The following is a 22,055-nucleotide window of genomic DNA, read 5'->3' on the forward strand; positions in this document are numbered from 1 at the left end:
AAGCTAAATACAGCATACACTAAAATGACTTTCAATAAGCTCGCTCTCTGCACCCTCTTAGTCGCGCAAGTTACGCTAACGCCGTCAATCTACGCCCAGGACCGCGCAGCGAACACCATCATTCTGGATGAGGCTGGGGCGCGCAATCTGCGCATCGAAACCGTGGTCGCCGATGAGGGAACTTTTGAATCAACGCTGTTCGCCATCGGCCGCATCGAAGAAATTCCCGAGAACCGTTCCGTCGTGTCGTCGCGGATTGCCGGGCGCGTAGTCGAGCTGAATGCCTTCGAGGGCGACCGTGTCGAGCAGGGCCAACTGATCGCCGTCGTTGAGAGTCGGCAGCTCGGCGACCCACCGCCCACGGTGAAGCTGTTTGCGCCGCAGACGGGGTTAGTCGTTTCCTCGCACGTGCGCCTCGGTGAGCCCGTGGAGCCATCTCAGGAGCTAATGGACATCGCGGACCAGTCGCAGTTCTGGGCCGTCGCACAGATCCCCGAGCAGGAAGCCGCGCAAGTGAAGCTTGGCGATATGGCGCGCATTCATGTGCCCGCGCTGGGCGACCAGTGGATCGAGGCCGAGCTAGTGCGCTTCGGTGTGAATGCCGACCGGCAAGCCGGCACGGTGGAAGGCATCTTCGTGATCGATAACACCGAGGGCCGTTTGCGCCCGGGTTTGCGGGCGGAGTTTTCCATCGTCACCGATCAGCGCGAGCTGGTTCTGTCCGTGCCGCTCAATGCAGTGCAGGGCGACCCGAGCAACCGCTATGTCTTTGTCAAAGACTTCGATTTGGAGAATGCGTTTGTTCGCGCACCCGTCGTATTGGGCGAAGAAAACGAACAGCGCGTAGAAGTCATTAGCGGCCTTTTTCCAGGTGATGAAGTCGTGACCACCGGCTCGTATGGGCTGAGCTTTGCGGGTGCCGGTTCCGGCATGTCGCTCAAGGAAGCGCTGGACGCCGCGCACGGCCACGAGCACAACGAAGACGGCTCAGAAATAACGCCTGAGCAACGTGCCGCAAAGAAAAGTGGCGCGGATGGGCATGGCCATGACCATGGTGAAGGAGGTCACAACGACAGTGAACTTTCTCTGGTGCTGATGGGTTATGCTGGCGTCGTAACGCTGCTTGCGCTCGTGCTCGCGCAGTTACTTTGGAATGCAAAGCGAACGAAGGCGGAGGCCAGTAATGCTTGATTGGCTGATTCGTTTTTCCCTCGGCCAGCGAGTGTTTATCCTCGTGGCCGCGATCGTGGTGCTTGTCTTTGCCTGGCGCACCACGCAAGAACTACCGGTGGAAGTCTTGCCCGACTTGACGAAGCCGACAGTGACCATTCTGACGGAAGCGCCCGGCTACTCCCCTGAGGAGGTCGAGACGCTGATCACCATACCCCTCGAAAACGCGCTCATGGGCGTGAACCAGGTAACGCGTTTGCGGACCGTAAACGACATCGGTCTGTCGCTGACCTTTGTCGAATTCGAGTGGGGCACGGACATCTACCAGGCACGGCAGTTTGTGCAGGAGCGGCTGGCCAGCGTGCAAGAAGTGCTGCCCGACGGCGTGTCGCCCTACATGACACCGGTCGCCTCACTGATGGGTAACATCATGCTGCTCGGCGTGGTCGACACCAGCGGGGAAATGGCACCGCGGGAGCTGCGTACCCTGGCCGACTGGACCGTGGCGCGCCGCCTGCAGGCGATTCCCGGCGTGGCTGAAGTGCTCGCGATGGGCGGCGGCGTGGCGCAGATCCAAGTGCAGCCCGACCCGGACCGCATGCTCGCCATGGGCGTGAGCTATGAGCAGATACGCCATGCAGCGGCCAACGCGGTGAGCAACACCACGGGCGGCTTTCTAACCGAGCGTCCGGAGGAGATCATGGTGCGCAATCTCGCCATGACCACCGACCTCGACGACATTGCCGACACGGTCGTGCTCCACGAGAACGACCGGCCAATTTGCCTCCGAGACGTGGCGACCGTCGTGTGGGATGTGCAGCCGATGCGCGGCGACGCCGGGCTGGCGAGCCGCGAAATCGAAGACGGCGAACTGAGTCGGCGCGGCGTGATTTTAAGTGTCACCAAGGCACCCAACTTCAGCACGCTCAACCTGACCGACCAACTCGAAGACGCTATTGCCCAAATGCAGGAAACGCTGCCCGATGGCGTGAAGCTAGTGACGGTTTATCGACAGTCGGACTTCATCAACCTCTCGATTCATAATTTGGAGGAAGCACTGCGCGACGGTGCGATCATGGTGGCGCTCGTGCTGCTGTTGTTCTTGCTCAACTTGCGCATCACGCTGATTACACTGACCGCGATTCCTCTATCACTCGGCATCACGGTGCTGGTGTTTGACTGGATGAACCTCTCCGTCAATTCGATGACGCTGGGTGGACTCGCGGTAGCAATCGGCATGGTGGTGGACGACGCCATTGTCGACGTGGAAAACGTGTTCCGCCGCCTGCGGGAAAACGCGGGCAAGACCTCGCCGCTGCCCAAGCTGGAAGTCATCGCACGCGCCTCGGCAGAAATTCGTTCGTCGATCTTTTACGCGACGGTGCTGATCATTCTCGTATTCCTGCCGCTGATGGCGCTCTCGGGATTGGAGGGGCGTTTGTTCCAACCAATTGCGGTCGCGACCATCGTCAGCATGGCGGCATCGTTCCTGGTTTCACTTACGGTAATTCCGGTGCTATGCTCGTTCTTACTGAACCCGAAGCCCGGCGGCCGGGCCCACGAAGGCACGGTCATCGAGCGAGCGGCCAAGAGCGTTTTCCGGGCGACCGCGTTGCGCATTGCGCTCGCTCAGCCGCTGCTCGTGATCGCCGGAACGCTGGTGCTCTTTGCCGTCGCGGTGGGAGCCCTCAGCCAGATGAGTGGCAACTTCCTGCCCGCGTTTCGCGAGCCGACAACCCTGATCGCGACCACGATGGCACCGGGCACCTCGCTCAAGCAAACGACTGAAGTGGCCGACGTCGCCACCGAGCTGCTCATGGAAATTCCGGAGATTAAAACCGTGGGCTATCGCGTCGGTCGCGCTGAAAATGGCGACCACGTGGTGCCGGTTTCCACGGTGGAATTCGACATCGAGTTCATCGAAGAATTCGAGCGCCCACGTGAGAAAGTGATGGAGGAAATGCGTGCGACCATGCGCAGCATCCCCGGCACGTTTAGCGCAATGAGTACGCCGCTGGCCGACCGCATTGGCCACATGCTCAGCGGTGTTTCCGCAAAGATCGCGATTAAGATCTACGGGCCCGACCTTGATGAACTTCGCGCCCTAGGCACCGAAGTCGCCGAGATCGCACGTGGCATTCCCGGGCTCGAAGAAGCGCGCATCGAACAGCAGGCACCGATTCCGCAACTACGCATCGAAGTGGACCGGCAACGCGCGCTGGCCTACGGCGTGACTCCAGGCGCACTGAATGCACAACTCTCCGCGATGATCGGCGGCGAGGAAGTTGCTGAGGTTTACTCCGGGCAACAGGTGTTCGACCTGGTGGTGCGTTTGCCCGTCGAATGGCGAGAATCCCCCGAGCGTTTGGAGCGCATGTATATCGATACGCAGAGTGGACAACGCATACCGCTTAGCTACGTGGCGAACCTGCGCTACGCGACCGGGCCAAACACCATTCTCCGCGAAAACACACTGCGCCGATTCGTGGTATCGATCAACCCAACGAGCAACGACCTCAATGCGCTCGTGGAAACTTTGCAGCGCAAAGTAAGCGAAGAAATCACCTTGCCCAGTGGCTATACGCTAAGCTTTGAGGGTGAGTATCAGGCACAGGCCGAGGCCAAGCGAACGATCCTGTTTTCCTCGCTGCTGGTCGTGCTGGTGATCGGCGTGTTGCTCTATAGTTACTTCCGCAGTTTCGCGTTTGTGCTGCTGGTGTTTAGCATCGTGCCGGTCTCACTGGTAGGCGGCGTGCTGCTGACCTCGTTTACGCTGAACAACATCAGCATTGCGACGCTGGTTGGCTTCATCGCGGTCAGTGGTATTGCCGCGAGAAACAACATCATGCTGCTCGCGCATTACCTGCACCTGATGCGGCAGGAGGGCATGACATTTTCCCGGGAGCTCGCCATGCGCGGCGCTGAAGAGCGGTTGTTGCCGATCCTGATGACCGCCATTTCCGCCGGTCTCGCACTGCTGCCACTCGTGCTTGCGGCGGATGATCCCGGCAAAGAAATCCTCAACCCGATCGCCATCGTGATCCTCGGCGGCCTGGCGACATCGACCGCGCTGGGGCTGATCATCACCCCGTCGATCTTCTACGCCTTCTATCGGAAGGCGGCGCAAAAATCCATTGAGCGCGAATCCCGCGCCAGCGAATAACCTTAAACCAACAACGATTATACAACACATAATGAAAACCAAACTCCTCCTCCTTGCCCTGGCCCTGGGCGGCGCACTCAACCTCTACGCGCAGCATGACCACGATCATGATCACGACCATAGTCACGATCACGGCAAGCATAGCCACGCGGGTGAGGCCCCCGCAGCCGGCCCGAATGGCGGCAAGCTGTTTAAATCCACCGAGCCGCATTTCGAGCTGTTCATGCAAGACGACCGCAAGGTGCGCGTAACCTTCGTTGACGACGACGGCAAGCCTGCGGACCACGCCGGTGCCAGCGTCTCCGGCATCGGTGGCGAGCGCACCAAGCCAACCCGCCTCAGCTTTGAAGCAGTGGACAGCGCGTATGTCTCGACGGAGCCCTTGCCCGAGGGGAACATCGTGCCGCTCATCGTTCGCGTAAAGCCCGATGCCAGCAGCAAAACCGTGACCGAGCGCATCAATATCAACTTGGCCCAATGCGGCTCCTGCGATTATCGCGAATACGCCTGCATCTGCGGCCATTGAGCCAGACAGCCCCGTATCCATTCAAACTCCCTGGCCGCTCATTGCAGCCTGGGAGTTTTTTTATCCTCAAGCTTAGCGACCAGAGACTGGCAGCAAATGCCGCATTTCACCTTTAGGAAATGGGCGATTCACCCGTTAATGCACCAGTAGGTGTCGGCAATTAACAACAAAGCTGCCTGCAACCGACTTGTCCGTAGGCAGACAATCTGGTATCATGGTGCAACCATGACCGGTTAGCGTAAATCCGGTCAGTCAAAAACAACCCGGTTCACGTCGCAGTATCGAAAAAGAGTCACCACAATTGCTGAATCCCCGCCATTGCCTCGCGAGCCAATTTCGAGTATCCCTAGTCCGTTGAAACCCCTTACCCCACGTATGAAGACGCCGAATCTCCGGCGACGCATGCAAGCCGGATTCGCGCTGGTGCTGAGTCTCGTGCTGATGGGCTTTTTGGTGATTCTGCTCCTTTCGCTGACGACGATGGTCTCAATCGACGTCCAAAACGCCAGCCATTCCCAGAAACTTTCCGAGGCGCGTCAAAACGCCTTGCTCGCGCTGAGTGTCGCCATCGGCGAGCTGCAGCGCGCCACCGGTCCCGACCAGCGCACCACCGCCCTGGCCGAGCTGCAATACGACGGCGCGCCCAACGCAAAATGGGTCGGTGCCTACGCCCACGCGATGACGCCCGACTACGAACTCGGCCCGGAGGCTATCGCCACCGAATGGACCGACACGGAACTTGTCGACGATCAGGGCTCCGCGGCCAAGCTGCTCACCTGGCTCGTCAGCGGCAATTCCTCGGCGACCGACTGGCCGGACTTTCGATCAACGGGCGAACTCAGCGACCCCAGCGCCAGCCCCGAGCAATCGTTTTTGCCCAATGCCGCCATTTCCAATTTAACGGCAACATCCGAGCCGAGCGCGCGGGATATTAAAATCCAGGACGCCACTGGTGCCGCCCAACCCGCCCGCATTCTGGTTGGCTCCGGTTCCGTTGAGTCGGTGGAAGACTTTGTCGTCGCGCCGCTGGTTGAGCTGGAGGGCGAGAGCGGCGGCTTCAAGGGCGGTTTCGCCTGGTGGGTGGGAGATGAAAACACGAAGGCCCGCGCCAACCTCGGCATCGAGCAAGACCCTGACCACGCGATCGATTCCTTTGCCAACGCCAGTCGCAGCGCGATTGAGCTCATGGCCCGCAACGACACCCCCGCCGACCTCGACACGCCGACCATTGATAATCTTTACAACCGCGACCTGGGCGAGCGCGCCCTGAGCAAAGACGACCTGATCATCCTTTCGCCAAACCGCCTCGACTACGCCACGGTGCAAAAGCGCCGCTTCCACGACATTTCCCTGCACTCGACTACGCTCCTCACCGACAGCTTTGCCGGCGGCCTCAAGCGCGACCTGTCGAAACTTCTCGACCCCAGCCATGTCGAGTCGGCCAACGACCCCACGAACAACGCCAACCGCATGTGGACTCCCCATGCCAATGACATCACCGGCTACGGCATCCCCACTTGGCGGCACCTGCGCTCATTCCTGAACACCCGCGCGGATAACAGCGGCTCGGTTGAGGCCACGCTACCAATCTTTGACGACGACACCCAGACTGACCATGTCGGCGTAACGCCGGTGCTCACCTATTTCTCAATGGGCTTCGGCTTCTCCGCAGAGGGCCCATTGAGCGGATCAAAAATTAATCTAAACCTGTATCCGTTGGTCGTCTTGTGGAATCCCTACAACGTCACCTTGAAGGCACCGCCTACGGATAGCCGGGGGGCCAACTTTGAAGTTGGCATGCTTCTGGGCGGCGACTCGCGAATTTCCGTGGATGTGTTCGACCCCGGCAAGCACTCTTATCAAAACGCCCAAGGTGAAACCATAGAACAAGACTACCTCTGGCGCACGTTGGGCACCGTCGACCTGCAGCGCAGCATCGAGCAAATCGTTGTTGGCTCGAATAACCAGGACACCGAATTTATTCGATTTGGGCTAAACTGCCCGGACATCCCCCCGGGACAGAGCCTGATCTTCTCCTTGCCGTATTCGCACCGTGGCGATGACTACGACCAGTATCCCGTGCTGGAAAACATCGAGCCCGAGCCGGATTCCTACATGTCGGTAACCGCTGCAATTCTCGATAAAGACTTTGAGCCACTCACGCTGTTTCGCGCCGGTCCGCGCTATAGCTTGAGCTACTTGGGCGACCCCATCACCAACCTCAGCAAAACCCTGCTCAAGGGTGGCGATGGCGGCCTCTTCACCTACTTGGGCAAACCGACCAACGGTGCCGTAGTCATAGAGATTGACGGAAGCTCCAAGGAGCTCGATCCAGCCAACCCCGAACACGATTGGTACCAAACCATTCAGAGCATCACTTGGGATAATGCCAAAGTGCAAACCATGCCCAATGACACCGTGCTCTCCCCCGTAACTAAGGGCGGCCAGTCTGACGTGCATGTTTTTGGAGGCAATAACAGCGAAGACATTTCCGCCATCCAGGCACCCATGTCACTCAATGCAGACCCCACGATTTCCTACGTAATCATGGCGCACGCGCTTTTCTCCGGGGATGGCAATAATGCGCAGTTTAATCAGGATCAGTTCATGTTCCCGACCCGTTGGATTGCCCAGGGCAACATGCGGGCACCTCGCTCCGGCAGAACACGCCGGGATAACAATTTCCTGCCGCTCTACATCGCAACGGCCGGCAGCTTGGGCGACAGCAGCGCGTGGCAGAAATTCGCCAACGACCAAGGCTCAAACAGTAACCGCACCTCGGCCGGCTCCGGTCATGACTGGTCGTCGTCCGGGCCAGTCGATGCCGTGTTGTTTGAGTTCTTCCCCGAGGGCCAGCCATTGCTTTCCATTGGCCAACTGCAGCACGCCAATCTGTCACTCATTGGCGCGTATCCCTCCTACCCCATTGGCAACAGCCTCGCGGACTACCGCCTGCATGAAAAGTCAAACACCGGCCAAACGCTGGCCCCATCGGAATACGCTCTGGCGCGCACGGATTCAGTTAACAGCAACAAACACCTGAAGGCCGACCAGCAGGCGTATTACGACATCTCTTATCTGCTAAACCGCACGCTGTGGGATGCCTACTTCGTCTCCAGCGTTCCGCAAACCGGCAACCTCCCCGCCCGCCTGCCCAACCCACGCATGCAGCACACCGGCAACGAACAACGCCTGCGCGACGCCGATACCGCAGCCGCCGAGATGATTCTGCAAGGCGGGTTCAACATCAACAGCACCTCCGAGCAAGCCTGGCGTGCAGTGCTTGGCGGCGTAAACGGCTTAAAATATAATCCGGAAACGGGCGCATTCGGCATTCAGCCCAGTGATAACACGCCGATGCCGCGCTTCACCCACCCAACTTCCGGCGACGACGTAGACGACCCCTGGCAAGGCTACCGCAGCCTGACCAATGAGGAGATTGCCCAACTGGCGCACAATATCGTGATCGAGATTAAGAACCGCGGACCATTCGTTTCGTTGGCGGAGTTTGTCAACCGCCGCTTGGTCGATAACCCCGATACTGATGACAGCGAAGTCCTCGACGCCCCTTACGAATACGAAGATCTGCGCGGCGTCATTCAGGCCGCCATTGATCGCACTTGGAGCAGTAGCGATCCAGACAGCGCCGGCGACACCAATGCCGTCTTCCCAATCAATGACGCCGATGACGATTTCTGGATGAGCGACGAGCTAACGGGCCACCCCAACTACACCACAAGCAGTCAGTTCAAAGGCGGCGGTAAATATGCCTACGACCTCCGCCGCATTAGCGGCGGAGACAAAGAGCGCAAGCCCTACAGCAACCGCTCCGCCTTCTCGCCAAAATATCTGACCCAAGCCGACGTGCTCTCCACCATCGGTGCCAGCCTGACGGCGCGCTCCGACACCTTTACCATTCGCGCCTATGGCGAAGTCGCTTCCGAACTCGACCCCAGTGATGTCGTCGGCGTCTGGTGCGAAGCCGTCGTGCAGCGCACCATCGACTACATGGACGAGACCGACAACCCCGAGGACGCGCCCTCGACCAGCGTCAATCAGCAGTTCGGACGACGCTACAAACTCATCAGTTTCCAATGGCTCAAGGACGACGAAATCTAATCCTTCTCGCATGCGCTTTGCTCTGCGGCCAGCTCTTTGCAGCCGACGCCGAGCCCATCAAGTTCCGCCTGCTATCGACCTCCAACTCGATTAGCGTGCTCTACGATGAAGACGGCGAGACGCGACGGATTTACACCAGCCCGGGTTATTTTTCCGACTGGCTCATTGCGCCCCCCAGTCGCGAAGTAACACTCTACCAAGAGGTCCCCTCCCCCGACGGACAAGGTGCCAAGCTGAAGAAGATTCTCGCCCAGACCAAGCTGCCCAACGGGCCTGGCCCGTTCCTAATCATGGTCCACCAACAACCGGGAACCGGCAAGCTGCTCACCTCTACGCTCAACCATTCGCTGGATACGTTTCCCAAGGGACAATACCGGCTGGTTAATTTATCCAAGCGCCGCATGGCGGTCAATCTGGCCGACAAAAACATGCTGCTGGAGCCGGGTAAAACCGAAATGGCCTCCTATCCCAATGGCCGCAAAACGTGGCTGAAAGTCGCCGTGAATGACAAAGACTCCGGCTGGATAAAAGTCGTCAGTAAGCCTCGCCCGGTTCAGGATACCACGCGCACCTCAATCGTTATTATGGACATTCCGCCCTCGGACGCCGACCCGGACCCCATCGGCATTATTGTCCGCGAGGCACGCGAGCAAATCTACGAAACGCCTGAGGGCGTGGCCACGATTCAGTAGTGACGCAGGGTAATTTCGCGGGCCGACTTTCGACAAGCCGATGTCATTTTCTGTCTTTCCATGTGCGCGGGGCGTCGTTATTCATTGAATTCCTACAACCCCATGAGCGGCGCAGATACCAAATTCCCCGACGGCTTTACCTGGGGTGCCTCGACCTCGGCATACCAGATCGAAGGTGCCTGGAACGAAGACGGCAAAGGCCCATCCGTGTGGGACCTTTTTGTCCAAGAAGAGGACAAGATGTGGCGCGGCCAAACGGGTAAGATCGCCTGCGATCATTACCACCGGTTTAAGGAGGACGTCGCACTCATGGCGCAGATCGGCATCAAGGCGTATCGGTTTTCCCTATCGTGGTCGCGTATTTTGCCCAAGGGAACCGGCAAAGTAAACAAGGCCGGCATCCGCTTTTATAATGCACTGATCGACGAGCTGCTGAAGAACGGCATCGAGCCGTGGATAACGCTCTTTCACTGGGACTACCCATACGAGCTCTACTTGCAGGGCGGCTGGCTAAACCCCAAGAGCCCCGAGTGGTTCGAGGAATACACGCGCGTGGCGGTGGAGCACTTTTCCGACCGCGTGCGCTACTGGGTCACGATCAATGAGCCGCAGGGCTTCCTCGGCCTCGGCCACAGTGAGGGCTACCACGCGCCGGGCCTCAAGCTCTGCCTCCGTGAGTGCCTGCTGGCCGGGCACAACACCTTGCTCGCGCACGGCCGCTCGGTGCGCGTCATCCGCGACAATGCCAAGCTGGAGCCGACGATTGGCTGGTCACCAGCCTCGTCCGCCTATCGCCCAAGCACCAACAGCCTCAACGACATCAACGCCGCGCGCGAGGCGACCTACGCCATCTACCCCGGCGGACTGTGGAACACCTGCTGGTGGACGGACCCCGTCTTCCTCGGTGCCTACCCCGACGAGGGCCTGAAAATTTACGGCAAAGACAGCCCGCAGGCGACCAAGGCGGACATGAAGCTCATCAACCAGCCCATCGATTTTTGCGGCTGCAATCTCTTCCAGGTCGTGCCGGTTAAGATGGGGGCCAACGGCGCACCCGTTGCCGTGGAGCTACAGCCCGAGGAGCCGATCTCCACCTACGAATGGTCGCTCAACACCGAGGGACTTTACTGGGGGCCGACGTTTATTCACGAGCGCTACCAAACTCCGCTCGTCATCATGGAAAACGGCTGCTCGCTGCTCGACCGCGTGGGCCTCGACGGTGCCGTGCATGACAGCGGCCGCAAAGACTTCATTATCGGCTGCCTGCTTTCGCTGCACCGCGCGATCGAAGACGGCGTCGACGTGCGCGGCTATTTCCACTGGTCGCTGATGGATAACTTCGAGTGGCAGCAAGGCTACAAGCACCGTTTCGGCCTCGTGTATGTGGACTTCGAGAGCCAGGACCGCATTTTAAAAGAGTCGGCATTTACCTACCAGGAGATCATAGCCACGCACGGCGAGTCGCTGCGCAAATACACGCACAACCAGGAAGAGCCTGTCCCCTACGTGGTCAAGGAGGCGCAGCGCTACATCGAGAACAACATCTCCGAGCCGTTTAACGTAAAGACCATCGCCGCGCATTTAAACTGCCACCCGGACTCGCTCAGCCGCCGCTTCAAGCAATACACAGGCACAAGCCTTAGCACACACATCCGCCGTGTTCGCCTGGAGTGCGCGCGCAACATGCTCCGCGATCCCAACATGCTGATCGGCGTCGTGTCGGACTACTGCGGCTTCAGTGACCGCATCCACTTCACCAAAGTATTCCGCAAAGAAATGGGCATGACTCCGGGGCAGTTCCAGCGCCAATTCCGCGCCCGCGAAGACGCCGAGGAAAAGGCCGCCGTCGAGATATCAAAAAACCCGCGCGTCAAATAACGCGCGGGCTTTGCAATGCAAAGTTCGTAGCGACTAGCCATCATTGCTGGCGTAGCCATCGGCCTCGGTGGCGAGGTCGGCACGCTGCCAGACGCGGACGTAATCAATGTAGAAATTGTCCGGGAGTTGTGAGTCGTCGATGGGCTCATTGTCCCAACCACCACCGACAAACGTAAAGATGATGTTCGACGGCACGTCGGAGATGCGTTCCGATTCCCAGCGGGCGACTTCCTTGCCGTTGTTGTAAACCACGGCCAGCCCCGGCAGCCAAAGCAGGCCGGTGGTGATGTAGCCATCTTCGTCGACGCCGGTGTGGACACCTGAGCCGGTTGCTTTGTGCTCCTTACCATAGCCGTCGTAGTGGAAGGCCGTGGTGAAGCGGTACGGGCCCCAGCCGGAGAGGAACTCCATGATGTCAAATTCCATGCCGCCGTTCTTGGTATCCTGGCGGATCCACTGGTTGCCGGCAGCTTCGCCACGGTCGGGCATCAGCCAGAAGGCGGGCCAGAGACCGGGCGCGTTCGGCAGCTTCATCCGCGCTTCAAAATAGCCGTAGCGCTGAACCCACTTGCCATAACTGTCGAGGTAGCCGGTGGTGTAGTCGTTGTGGCGCGGGTAATCGGGATCGTCATTATGGTAACCGGATTTCTTCTCAAAAGTTAGCACGGCATTGCCGTCGACGACGTTCGCGTTCTCCTTACTGAAGCGGCTAATCTTATCCCAGTAATTCACGGCATAGTAGCGCCACGTATCCATATCAAAAGAGTCGCCCTCAAACTCTTCGCTAAAGGTCAGCTTCCAATCACCCTCGACCGGCGGACGCTTGCCCACCCAGTCCGGCAGCTTGATCGGAGGTGCCGTCAAGCGAACGGCGGTTACCTCAAATTCCTGTGCGCCATCTTCGTTCGCCAAAATGACGACGGACTTTGCCTTGTTGTTTTCGAAGAACGGGTTGTCACGCCCCTTGCTGACATCCATCGAGGCCTCGCGAATAAAATCAATAACGAGCGTGCCCTGCTGCCCGGGCGCAATCGCCGCGTCGAGTTGAGCCACGTCGGTATCGCCGCGGCCGCTGGTTACCTTGCCGGCAAGGTTGATCGGCGTGCGTCCAGTATTCTTCAAATCAACTTCCATCAGGTAGCCCTGACGCAGATCGAAGGCCGGGCTCTCCTTGGGAGAGATTACTGCGGCCTGCGTTTTGCCGTCAAAGGCCACCTTGAGCGGGCCATCCTGGCCACCGCTTACCTTGGCACCATTTTGGCCGGCAAATTTCAATAATGCGGCATCCGCGCCACCGCCAAACACGTAGCCATCCACGGGTTGGATGTTCGGGCGGAACGGTGACGGTGTCTTACCGAGCTTGATCGAGTCGACCTTGATCTCCTGCCCCGCCGAAGCTTTGCCGGTAAAGATCTGAATCGCCGAAACATTTTCCGTATCGAGCGGGTGCCCCGGCTTGCGCGCACTGTAGCCAAAGAACACGCGGATCAACTTGGTGTCGCCCTGAGCCAGGCGCGCGGCCTCGTTATTCCACGGCTTGTCGCGCCAGTGGCCGGGGTTGTCGACACGCACGGTGGCGTAGATCGGCTTGGGGCCTTCGTTCGTCAGCGTGACGTCGAGGCAGGTGAATTCCGAGAAGTTCCAGGTCTCGCCTTCGGGCGGAAGCAGGCGCACGCCCGGGTAGCTGCCGCCTCCTTCTTGAAACTTCAAGACCATGCCCTGTAGTGCTTCGGGCTTGCCTTCGATCACGGTCACCGAGTTGTCAGTCGGCCGCAGCGTTACGTCAAAATCCTGCAGACTGGTATCCCAGTCGCGCGCATGTGCACTCGTCGCAACCAACAACCCGGCAAGCAGGGCCAGGGTGCGGGTGAAAAGGCGTGGCTTCGTCATAGGGGAATCAAGCATTTCTAAATCATATCGCATTAAGATGACAACGACAAGTCCTGCGCCGACAAGGTGTATGTTAAATACTGACACCCGCATTCGTGCTTTGTCGCACAAAAAAGCCGACGCACTCGGCGTCGGCTTGTAGGGCTAAACAGTGCGGCGCATCACCACGGCGTGAAGCTTGTGCCGGTGACGCCAAACTCGCCATCGGGCGAATCGTTAAACCCACCCCAGACATCCACCTGGTAGCTCAGATCACCCGAGGCATAGCCGAGCGGGATGCCCTGGTAGCTACTGTTCGTGCCTTCGAGCGAGCTGACCGTGTCATTGGTAAAATCGATGCTCGCAAGCAAGACGTCGCCCGTCTGTGGCGTGAACTCGATCTGCCCGTAGTTGCGGTCAGCATACCACTTGGCTTGAGCCACGTTGTAGTAAACCGCGATCACGTGGTCGGCATTACCGGCGAAGGCGTTGAAGCGCGTTGTGGTGTCCGTCGCGGTATACATCAAGTAGCCCGTGCCGGTGCGCCAGTCCGTGCCTGCCACGCCGTCGTTGAGATTTCCGATGCTGACGCCGCTGCCATTGAGCGTAAACGACGTGCCCGTGACGGTGAATTCGCCGTCATTCGCGGCGCCGTTCCACCAATCAGCAATGTAGCCGAGGTCGCCACTGTAGTAGCCATACTCAATGCCATACTCCGTGCCCGCCTGGCCTTCGAGCGAAGTCACCGTGTCATTGGTGAAGTCGACCGTCGCCACGAGCACATCGGTAGCCACCGGTGTGAACGCCGTCTGGCCGAAGTTGGTGTCGGCATACCACTGGCCACTGTTATACATAACCGCAATGAAGTGGTCGGCGTTGCCGGTATAGGCACCGAAGCGGGTCACGACATTCGTCGCGCTATACATGAGGTAACCCGTGCCGGTGCGATTGTCCAGAGCAGCAACACCGTTGTTCAAGGCACCCGCGCTGATCGAGCTGCCCGAACCACCACCAGTGCTGGCGTCCTCATAGATGCTGATGTTGGAGAAGCGCGCGTAGTTCTCACCGCTCACATCGTTGTCCGCGCTGAACGCCAGGTGGGTCATCGCGCCAGTGTAGTATGCGCCAATGTTAATGGCGTAAGTCAACGGACCCGTTGCGACGGGATAGTCGTTGGCGTCCTGATAGCTGTCCGCCCAAGTCTGGCTACCGGCCAGCTGGAAAAGGCGCTTCACGTCGTTAATCGTGTCGTTGTCCTCCAGGCCGACGGCGAGGATTTCGCCCGCCTCGGAGGAGTCGACCGTGAACTCCAACCAGGTATCCGCCGTGACGGTGTAGCTGAGCGGAAACTTCTCCCAGCCGTTCTGACCAATGGCCATGTAGCTGCCGTCGTCGGCGATGGTTACCTTACCATTCGCGTTGCCCGAACCGCCATAGACTGCGTTGTCGCTACCGATGGTAACCACGCCGCTCCCATCAATCGAGGTGCTCGTGGGAACGCTGCCAGACTTCGTGCCCGACCAGGCGCGCACCCAGTCAACATCCATGCCCTTGCCATTGATTGCGGCGCTCGGCGTATTGCCATCCCAGCCGCCGGTTTGCAGCGAGAGGATCAAGTAGGCCGGCACATCGGGCACGCGGCTGTCTTCGTAAGTGGCCGTCTTCACTTCGTCCACGTAGAACTCGATCAGGCCGGGCTCCCAGTAAACGCCGTAGGTGTGCCACTGCGCGGTGTCGTCCACTGGCGGGCGGCCCCAGCCGGTGCTGGCGTTACTAATGCCGCCCGAGTAGCCGTCCCAATGCAGGACATGACCGGCGACCTTGTCACCCCACTTGCCGAGGACTTCGAGGATATCAATTTCCATCCCCTGCCCGATGCTGTCCGTGCCCGTGCTGTTGTTTCCGCTGACGTAGGTTTCCCAAATGCTCAGCGTATTCAGCGTGCCGTAGTTATTGTTAGCCGCCGTGCCGCCAATCACTTTCGCATCGGCAGTGGCTTGATAACTCGTGCCATTAATGATTAAAACCGGGCGGTCGGCAGTGTTGGTCGCCTCCCGGCTGTGGAACTCGATTTGGTTCCATTGACGCAGGGTGTCGGTCAGGCAAATCGAAAACACCTGGTCGCTGTCATCGGCTTGCTCGATAATGAAATCAGTGACGTCCAGATCAATCGTCGCACCCACAGTGCGGTTGTCATAGGACTGGTCGAGCCAGAGCGGATCGGGCGTCGGCATGTTGTTCCACTTGATGCCGGTCTCCGTCCAAGAATCATCCTGCACGGCCAGCGCGACGGTGTTGGTCTTGCCGTCATTCGTGCCCGGATTGGGCTGTTGGATGTCGGCAATTTTCAGCCGTAGAACGGCGCTGGTGATCGTGCCGGGCAGCGTCTCGCTGCTCAGGTCGAACTTAATGAACGAGCGATTGAAGTAGTTTTGATAACCATACTCGCCACGATCCGGCATGGTCCAAAATGCAGGCCAGAGCCCCTGCACACTGTCCCAGCGCATGCGGGCCTCGAAGTAACCGTAGGTCTGCTTAAAGCCTTGGTCGCCCGAGCTCGGTGTGAACATGCGAAATGTGCTGATCTCGCCGGAGGAATAGTTCATCACGAGATTGCTCTGCGTGGCGATTTCCTGCTGGGCGGTCATGGTCAGCATGCCATCGGCGACCACGATGTTTTCGCGCTTAATTGCGGCACCAGTGCCACTGTCGCGGTAGCCGGCCACACTGCCATCGTGGCTGCCCTGACGCCAGACACTGCCATCTAAGGTGTCGCCGTTAAATTCATCTTCAAAGGTCAGGGTAAAGCTCCCTGGGGGCGGCGCCGCGCTAAGCATTAGGCACGAGAACGCAACAAACGCCGAAACCGAGTTCGACACGATTCTATGGATCATACAACGAGGGGTTGGGGTTGGGTCACAACCAGCGTTTTCGCTTGCTGGCTGACACAGGTAAAGCGGCCTGCGATGCCCAAAGCTTAGCAAAGATTCCAGTGCAGGCGTTAGTCACCTACCGCCAAACAATGTGCGATCTGCTGACCCATCCGCGTGCGGCTACTGCTGCTGCCAGACGCGAATGTAATCGATCTCCCAGGCATCGGGCAACGATTCGGTGTCGACCTGCTTTGAGCCGTGGCGGCCCATCGGCATCGTCACCGAGAGGTAGCACGGCACATCGGCAATCGCATCGCTTTGCCATTCACCGGTCTTCTTGCCGTCGATAAACCACACCAGCCGATCGGCCTCCCAGAGCATCCCGTAAACGTGCCAACCATCTTCCGTCGCGCCGTGGTAAACATAGCTGTCGCCCCAATGCTTTTGAATGTGCGTGCCCGCCGGGCCACCCCAACGTGTGCTGTAGGCAACGCGGCCGGGACCCCATTCCGCCAGCTGACGGACGACATCCATCTCCATGCCTTTGCCGTTGAAGTCGTGCGAGGTGCGACGCTCGTGCATGCTTAAATTACCCTCGGCACCGCGATCCGGAATCAGCCCGAACACGACCGCCGCGCCCTTGGCCGTGGGCACCTTGGCCCGAATTTCAAAATAGCCATAGCGCTGCGTCCATTTGTCATAAGACGAGAGCATGCCCGCCGCATAGTCGCGCTTCGGCAGCTCGGGGTCGTCGTATTGATGCCCCGGGGAGTGCTCGACTTTGAGCGATGCAACGCCGTCGGCGATTGCCACATTTTCGTCGCGGTAGCGTTGCGACTCCTCGCGCGCAGGACCAACAAATGCCAAGCGCGTGGCCCAAACCGACGTATCCAACGTCTCGCCGTTAAACGACTCATCGAGCGTCAACTCCCAGTCACCCGCGACCGGTGGCTTCTCCCCCAACCATGCGGGCGGCATAACCTTCGTGTCGCGATCTGCGGGCTTGCTGAAGCGCGGGCTCCGCTGCGCATCACTGGCTTCACCATACGCCATCGGGGCGCTGAGTTTGACCTTCACCGCGTCCTTCGGATTGGCTAAAAAGAATTGGTAAGCGGTTATTTCCGACGCGTCCAACGGGTATGCCGGGCGACCATTATTCTGCCCAAAAACCGACTGGATGGTAACGGCCTCACCCGGCTTGAGCAGCGCGGTTTCCATATTCCAAAATTGATCGGAAGCATCGCCCGCATTGTCCACTCTCAGACCACCCCGGATCGGCGTATCACCCATGTTTGTCGCGATGATTTCGATACCGCGATACGCAGAGAGATCCAGCCCTTCCGCTGGGCACGGGAAATCAACACGCGGATACCCGCCGGCCTCAAAGTTAACGAGCAGTTCAGCCGGGCTTGCCTCAATGATAGTCGCGCGGTTGCCGACGGCGTCGCCACCTTGCTGAAGTAAATTCAACGGAGTGGACGCATTGAGCAGCGGAACAATCAGCAGCGCGGCGGCCACTGGATAGAGCACAGAAAAAGTCATGGGATTCGGGGGTTAAAAAAGCCCGCTATCCATTACGAATAGCGGGCCAACATATCAGCTGTAACGAGATAAAAATCTTAGGCGCGGCGACGGCGAACCGCCACCAGAGCGAGAATCGCCAAACCCGCAATGCCTGCGTAAGTCGACGGCTCTGGGATCACGGCTGCCACTTGCATACCGCTCAGGAAACCGCGGTCAAAGGAAGGCAGCTTGGTGCCATCGATCGCGAAGTAAAGGGACTCGCCTGCGGCGATGGTGATCGTTGCCTTCGAATAGCTCACGCCGTCAGTCCAGCTTGCGTTGCTGGCGTTCGTCAGCGTGGAGCTGGGCAGGCCGGTGAAGTCGTAGGTGCCAGCCGCAGAGTCGGACAACACGTAAACGGCTTGCTCGATATCGCCAAGGTTGGCGTTGCCATTGTTGCCCCAGATGAGCACTTCGTATTGCCCCGCCGCAAGACCGGTGATTTGACCCGCGACCCAGTTGTCATCGACGCCCGAGTTGCCCGACCAAATCGTGCTGCGCATGGTGATCAGCGAGTAGATGCCACCGTCGTCAGCCAAGGTATTAGAAGAAACCGGATTCGTCGAGAAGTCGACCGTGGGACCAGAGTCCAGCGGATTACTGCGGCCCAGATCGAGAGCAATGCCCGTTGCTGAAGAGTTGTCCGCGTAGACAAGCGAGCTGCTGTCGGAGTTACCGAGCTGGTTCCAAGTTGACTGCGTGAAGCTCGGGTTCTCCGTGTGATAAGGGCTGTTGGTTGCCTCACCACCGGGAACGGCGGTGCTGCCAAAGTTGAACATCAGAACTTGAGCGCTCAATTGAGCGGCACCAAGAAATAGAAACACTGAGGACGTAATTAAGGTAGATTTCTTCATGTGGTGAGGGGTGGAGGTTGTTTCGGTCGCGGATGACTGAATTTGTGCCAGGAGTTTAGCACAGAATTCCCCAAGCCTGTAGTCTTTCACCGGCGCACTGTATGTCTTTTGCCGACAGCTGGAGTAACGCTTAAAAACGCCATCCCCCGATCAAAGCGCCCACTAGAAGGCAGGCGTACGCCGTATCAGAATATCCGCTGTCGGCAAAAGCCAACAACCGGATCGCATTACGACTAACGGTGATACGATCGATTGCGCTAGGATGGTGCATTCACGCAAACGCCCGCGCAAACAACCCGAGCGCCGGCGCGCATTTTAACCGCACAACCGATTCGCCGAATGTCCGAGACGGCCTTGAGTCCCATCACCCAACACACTGAATCCGCCGCCCCGCAGACCAAGGCGTCGCTCCGGAAAGAGAACGCGAAAGCTCCAGTCGCCCTGACCATCGACACCCAGGGGCCGACCAAGGTGCGCAGCCAGATGTTTCGCGAATGTGTGGGCTCGTGTCATGCCTACGTGACGCTGCGCAAGGACTGGTATGAGCAATCGGCGCTCGTGCAGGAATCCGTTGGCTTTAAGCAATGCCGCTTTCACGGAATTTTCAATGAGCTGATGGGCTGCTGCAAGCGCGGCGAAGATGGCGTGGTCACCACGAACTTTATCAACGTCGACAAAGTTTATCAGGGCATTCTCGACCTCGGCATGAAGCCCTTTGTCGAGATCGGGTTTATGCCCGAGCCTTTGGCCAGTGGCGACCAAACCTGCTTTCACTACAAGGCCAACGTCACCCCGCCACGCGACTACGAGGAGTGGAGCCAATTCATCCGAGACTTCGTGCTGCACCTCATGGAACGCTTTGGCCGGGAAGAAGTGCTGAGCTGGCGCTTCGAAGTGTGGAACGAGCCCGACCTGAGCTACTTTTGGAAAGACGCCGACCGCGATGAATACTTTAAACTCTACTCGGTGACGGCGCGCACGATCAAAGACATCGATCCGGCGATTCGCGTCGGTGGCCCCGCCACTTCCAAGAACGCCTGGGTGCGCGAGATGCTGGAGTTTTGCGAGGAAGCCGATGCGCCATTGGACTTCATCAGCACGCATCACTACTGCTCCGACAGCGCACTGGAGCTCGGTATGCCGTCCGATGAGATCGTTTACTTCGGCCAAAAGAAAATGCTGAGTGACGTCTCCAAGGTCCGCGAACTGATCGACCAGTCGGCCTTCCCCGATGCCGAGCTGCACTACACGGAGTGGAACATATCACCCGCGCACAACGACCGTTTCGGCAAGGACAGCGAATTCACGATGACCTTTATTCTGCAAACGCTGAAGGACCTGGGCGACATTCCGGACAGCTATGCATTCTGGACCATTAATGACATCTTCGAAGAAAGCGGCCCCGGCGAAAGTCCCTTCAGTGGCAAGTATGGCCTGGTTAACATTCATGGCATTAAGAAGCCCGCGTTTCATGCCTATGCGTATCTGGGCCGGCTGTTCGACCAGGAATTTGCGACGGAATGCGATTCGCTCATCGCCACGACCGACGGCCAAGCCTACCGCCTGCTGGGCTGGAACCATTGCGAGCCGTCGGCCTACGACTTCGGCGGCAACGACTGGGATATCATTGCCGAAGATGCTACGACCAACATCCAACTAGAAGGTCTCACGGGCAAATTCCGCGTCCGCGCCTGGCAAGTCGATCAACAACACGGTAACAGCTACCGCGCCTGGAAGGCTATGGGAGCGCCCTATTATCTGAGCCCAAAACAGGAAGCCAAACTCAAAGCCGCCGCCGAGCCAAAGCGCATACTGGATGCCGAGCATTGCGCGAATGGATTCCTGAAGCTGAGTTTCACCCTTCAGGCGAATGCTCTAATCTTCTACGAAATCGATCCCATCAGCTGATTCGTAGCTGACAAATATTCAATCCACCTTCGCGGGTGGATTTTTTATGCCCGTTTTCTTAATGCAAATAATTTGCATTATATATTGACGCCATACTTTCCGTGCCTTGGGTTTGAGGGATGACCAAAAGCATACTGACATTCTCACTTTCCATCATAAGCGCATCGGCCCTGTCGGGCGCAGTTTACACGTTTGGCCATGGCGACATCGGCATTGCCTACGAAGACGAGGGCAGCGGACCGGAGTTCTTCTTCCACTACCACCTGGGTGAGAATTCCAATATCGGCGAAGGCGAGTACGAGGCATCCGACATCATCACCCAAGTTCCCGCCAGTCGCGAAGGAGTTGCCGCCAACAACGCGACCTTCAACACGATGACCGGTACGACCGCAGGCTCGCCAATCTGGACCTTGCCTCAGGGTAACGTGGCCGGCGTGCCGTTCCTGGGCATTGCCACCGAAGAACTACTGGCCAGTGAGTTCCCAGGAAACATCATCTTCTCCTTTGACAGCGTAACGTCTCCCTCCGGCAGCGGCAATTTTTCGGTTTGGCAATCCGACGGCCTAGGCGGCTTCGATTTCTTTTTCTCCTCGGCTAATGAAGCTGGCACGGTCAACGGCAACAACACGATCTCCATGCCCGCCGGTCAACACGACCACTTCAACTACGGCTTCACTGAAACGGGTCTGTGGGAAGTCGTGCTCACGGTCTCCGGCACGCACGTGACCGACGGCTTTATGAGCTCGACCGAAACGTTTGCCTTTCAAGTCGTGCCCGAGCCCTCCACCTACGCCATTGGTCTCGGCATTGGCGCACTCGGCATCTGCCTGCTTCGCCGCCGCGCACGCAAGTAAAACGGCGGAGAATTATTTCCCAAGCAAAAGGGCGACCCGGGCTTCCCGAGTCGCCCTTTTTAATTTCAAAGAAGCAAAGTTTAATCGTGCTCGCACTTCACCTTGCGGCAAAGGCGATAGTTTCGCACATGCGCACTGGCCAGGAACAGACCACCCATGACATTCAGCAGCGTCACTCCAGTTAACCACTCATCGGCACCCGCCTCGACACAGTGCTCACAGTGCACATGCGCGGCGGACGCACTATCGGCGTGGCTGACGGACTCATAAATCGCAGTCGCCATCAAAGCGCTCAGCCCGATAATGCTCAGCGCGAGGATCAGGCGATCTTTATGTTTGCGGCAGCCCAAAAACATCGCGAGTGCAGAGGTGGGCAGCACAAAGAGCAGCATCCACAAATGGAAGTCTTCGTGCACCCAAAACGTCGTCGCCAGAATCGGCAGAAAAACGATCAGCACCGGCGTCACCAAACAATGAATCGCACAGACGATCGACATGCCAATCGCCAATGAGTCCAACCAACCATTGGGCCGACACGAAGTTTTCAACGCAGTCGTCATAGACATAAAATTGCCGCTCTATTAGT

General features: G+C 58.5%; 13 protein-coding genes. 8 read left to right on the top strand and 5 right to left on the bottom strand.

Translation table 11 applies throughout. The features are described 5' to 3' along the window. The first annotated feature begins 24 nt into the window (after window positions 1-24). The 6 genes from O3S85_RS07905 to O3S85_RS07930 all read left to right on the top strand — a co-directional run bounded on the left by O3S85_RS07905 (window position 25) and on the right by O3S85_RS07930 (window position 11,548). Window positions 25-1,191 (top strand): efflux RND transporter periplasmic adaptor subunit, encoded by a 1,167-nt coding sequence (locus tag O3S85_RS07905; RefSeq protein WP_269539410.1) that lies wholly within the window; start codon window positions 25-27, stop codon window positions 1,189-1,191. Then, window positions 1,184-4,333 (top strand): efflux RND transporter permease subunit, encoded by a 3,150-nt coding sequence (locus tag O3S85_RS07910; protein ID WP_269539411.1) that lies wholly within the window; start codon window positions 1,184-1,186, stop codon window positions 4,331-4,333. The genes O3S85_RS07905 and O3S85_RS07910 overlap by 8 nt, the downstream gene beginning before the upstream one ends. 31 nt (window positions 4,334-4,364) lie before the next feature. Next, the gene (locus tag O3S85_RS07915; protein WP_269539412.1) at window positions 4,365-4,859 is read left to right on the top strand and encodes a hypothetical protein; all 495 of its coding nucleotides are present in this window, start codon (window positions 4,365-4,367) and stop codon (window positions 4,857-4,859) included. A gap of 375 nt (window positions 4,860-5,234) precedes the next feature. Next, window positions 5,235-8,978, top strand: coding sequence for a pilus assembly PilX family protein (locus O3S85_RS07920; protein ID WP_269539413.1), 3,744 nt, complete (start codon window positions 5,235-5,237; stop codon window positions 8,976-8,978). Beyond that, a complete protein-coding gene (locus tag O3S85_RS07925) occupies window positions 8,954-9,670 on the top strand; it encodes a hypothetical protein (RefSeq protein ID WP_269539415.1) in 717 nt (238 codons plus the stop codon). Before O3S85_RS07920 ends, O3S85_RS07925 begins: the two co-directional genes overlap by 25 nt. A gap of 102 nt (window positions 9,671-9,772) precedes the next feature. Further along, window positions 9,773-11,548 (top strand): GH1 family beta-glucosidase, encoded by a 1,776-nt coding sequence (locus O3S85_RS07930; RefSeq protein ID WP_269539417.1) that lies wholly within the window; start codon window positions 9,773-9,775, stop codon window positions 11,546-11,548. Between the two features lie 33 nt (window positions 11,549-11,581). On the opposite strand, the gene O3S85_RS07935 is transcribed toward O3S85_RS07930, so the two are convergent. The 4 genes from O3S85_RS07935 to O3S85_RS07950 all read right to left on the bottom strand — a co-directional run bounded on the left by O3S85_RS07935 (window position 11,582) and on the right by O3S85_RS07950 (window position 18,707). Beyond that, window positions 11,582-13,438 (bottom strand): glycoside hydrolase family 16 protein, encoded by a 1,857-nt coding sequence (locus tag O3S85_RS07935; RefSeq protein WP_269539418.1) that lies wholly within the window; start codon window positions 13,436-13,438, stop codon window positions 11,582-11,584. Window positions 13,439-13,599: 161 nt separating this feature from the next. After that, entirely contained in the window at window positions 13,600-16,311 is a 2,712-nt protein-coding gene (locus tag O3S85_RS07940; RefSeq protein ID WP_269539419.1) for a CBM96 family carbohydrate-binding protein, read from the bottom strand. Between the two features lie 159 nt (window positions 16,312-16,470). After that, the gene (locus O3S85_RS07945; RefSeq protein WP_269539420.1) at window positions 16,471-17,832 is read right to left on the bottom strand and encodes a glycoside hydrolase family 16 protein; all 1,362 of its coding nucleotides are present in this window, start codon (window positions 17,830-17,832) and stop codon (window positions 16,471-16,473) included. A 77-nt stretch (window positions 17,833-17,909) separates the two neighbouring features. Beyond that, on the bottom strand, window positions 17,910-18,707 hold the full coding sequence (locus tag O3S85_RS07950; RefSeq protein ID WP_269539421.1) for a PEP-CTERM sorting domain-containing protein: 798 nt from the start codon (window positions 18,705-18,707) through the stop codon (window positions 17,910-17,912). A gap of 339 nt (window positions 18,708-19,046) precedes the next feature. Between O3S85_RS07950 and O3S85_RS07955 the strand changes: the two genes are divergently transcribed. Both O3S85_RS07955 and O3S85_RS07960 read left to right on the top strand, forming a co-directional pair. Then, a complete protein-coding gene (locus O3S85_RS07955) occupies window positions 19,047-20,615 on the top strand; it encodes a GH39 family glycosyl hydrolase (RefSeq protein WP_269539423.1) in 1,569 nt (522 codons plus the stop codon). 119 nt (window positions 20,616-20,734) lie between these two features. Further along, the gene (locus O3S85_RS07960; RefSeq protein WP_269539425.1) at window positions 20,735-21,469 is read left to right on the top strand and encodes a choice-of-anchor M domain-containing protein; all 735 of its coding nucleotides are present in this window, start codon (window positions 20,735-20,737) and stop codon (window positions 21,467-21,469) included. 80 nt (window positions 21,470-21,549) lie between these two features. On the opposite strand, the gene O3S85_RS07965 is transcribed toward O3S85_RS07960, so the two are convergent. Continuing rightward, window positions 21,550-22,035, bottom strand: coding sequence for a MerC domain-containing protein (locus tag O3S85_RS07965; RefSeq protein ID WP_332107539.1), 486 nt, complete (start codon window positions 22,033-22,035; stop codon window positions 21,550-21,552). Between the last annotated feature and the right edge of the window lie 20 nt (window positions 22,036-22,055).

This window comes from Cerasicoccus sp. TK19100, from assembly GCF_027257155.1.
GTDB classification, from domain to species: Bacteria; Verrucomicrobiota; Verrucomicrobiia; order Opitutales; family Cerasicoccaceae; genus Cerasicoccus; species Cerasicoccus fimbriatus.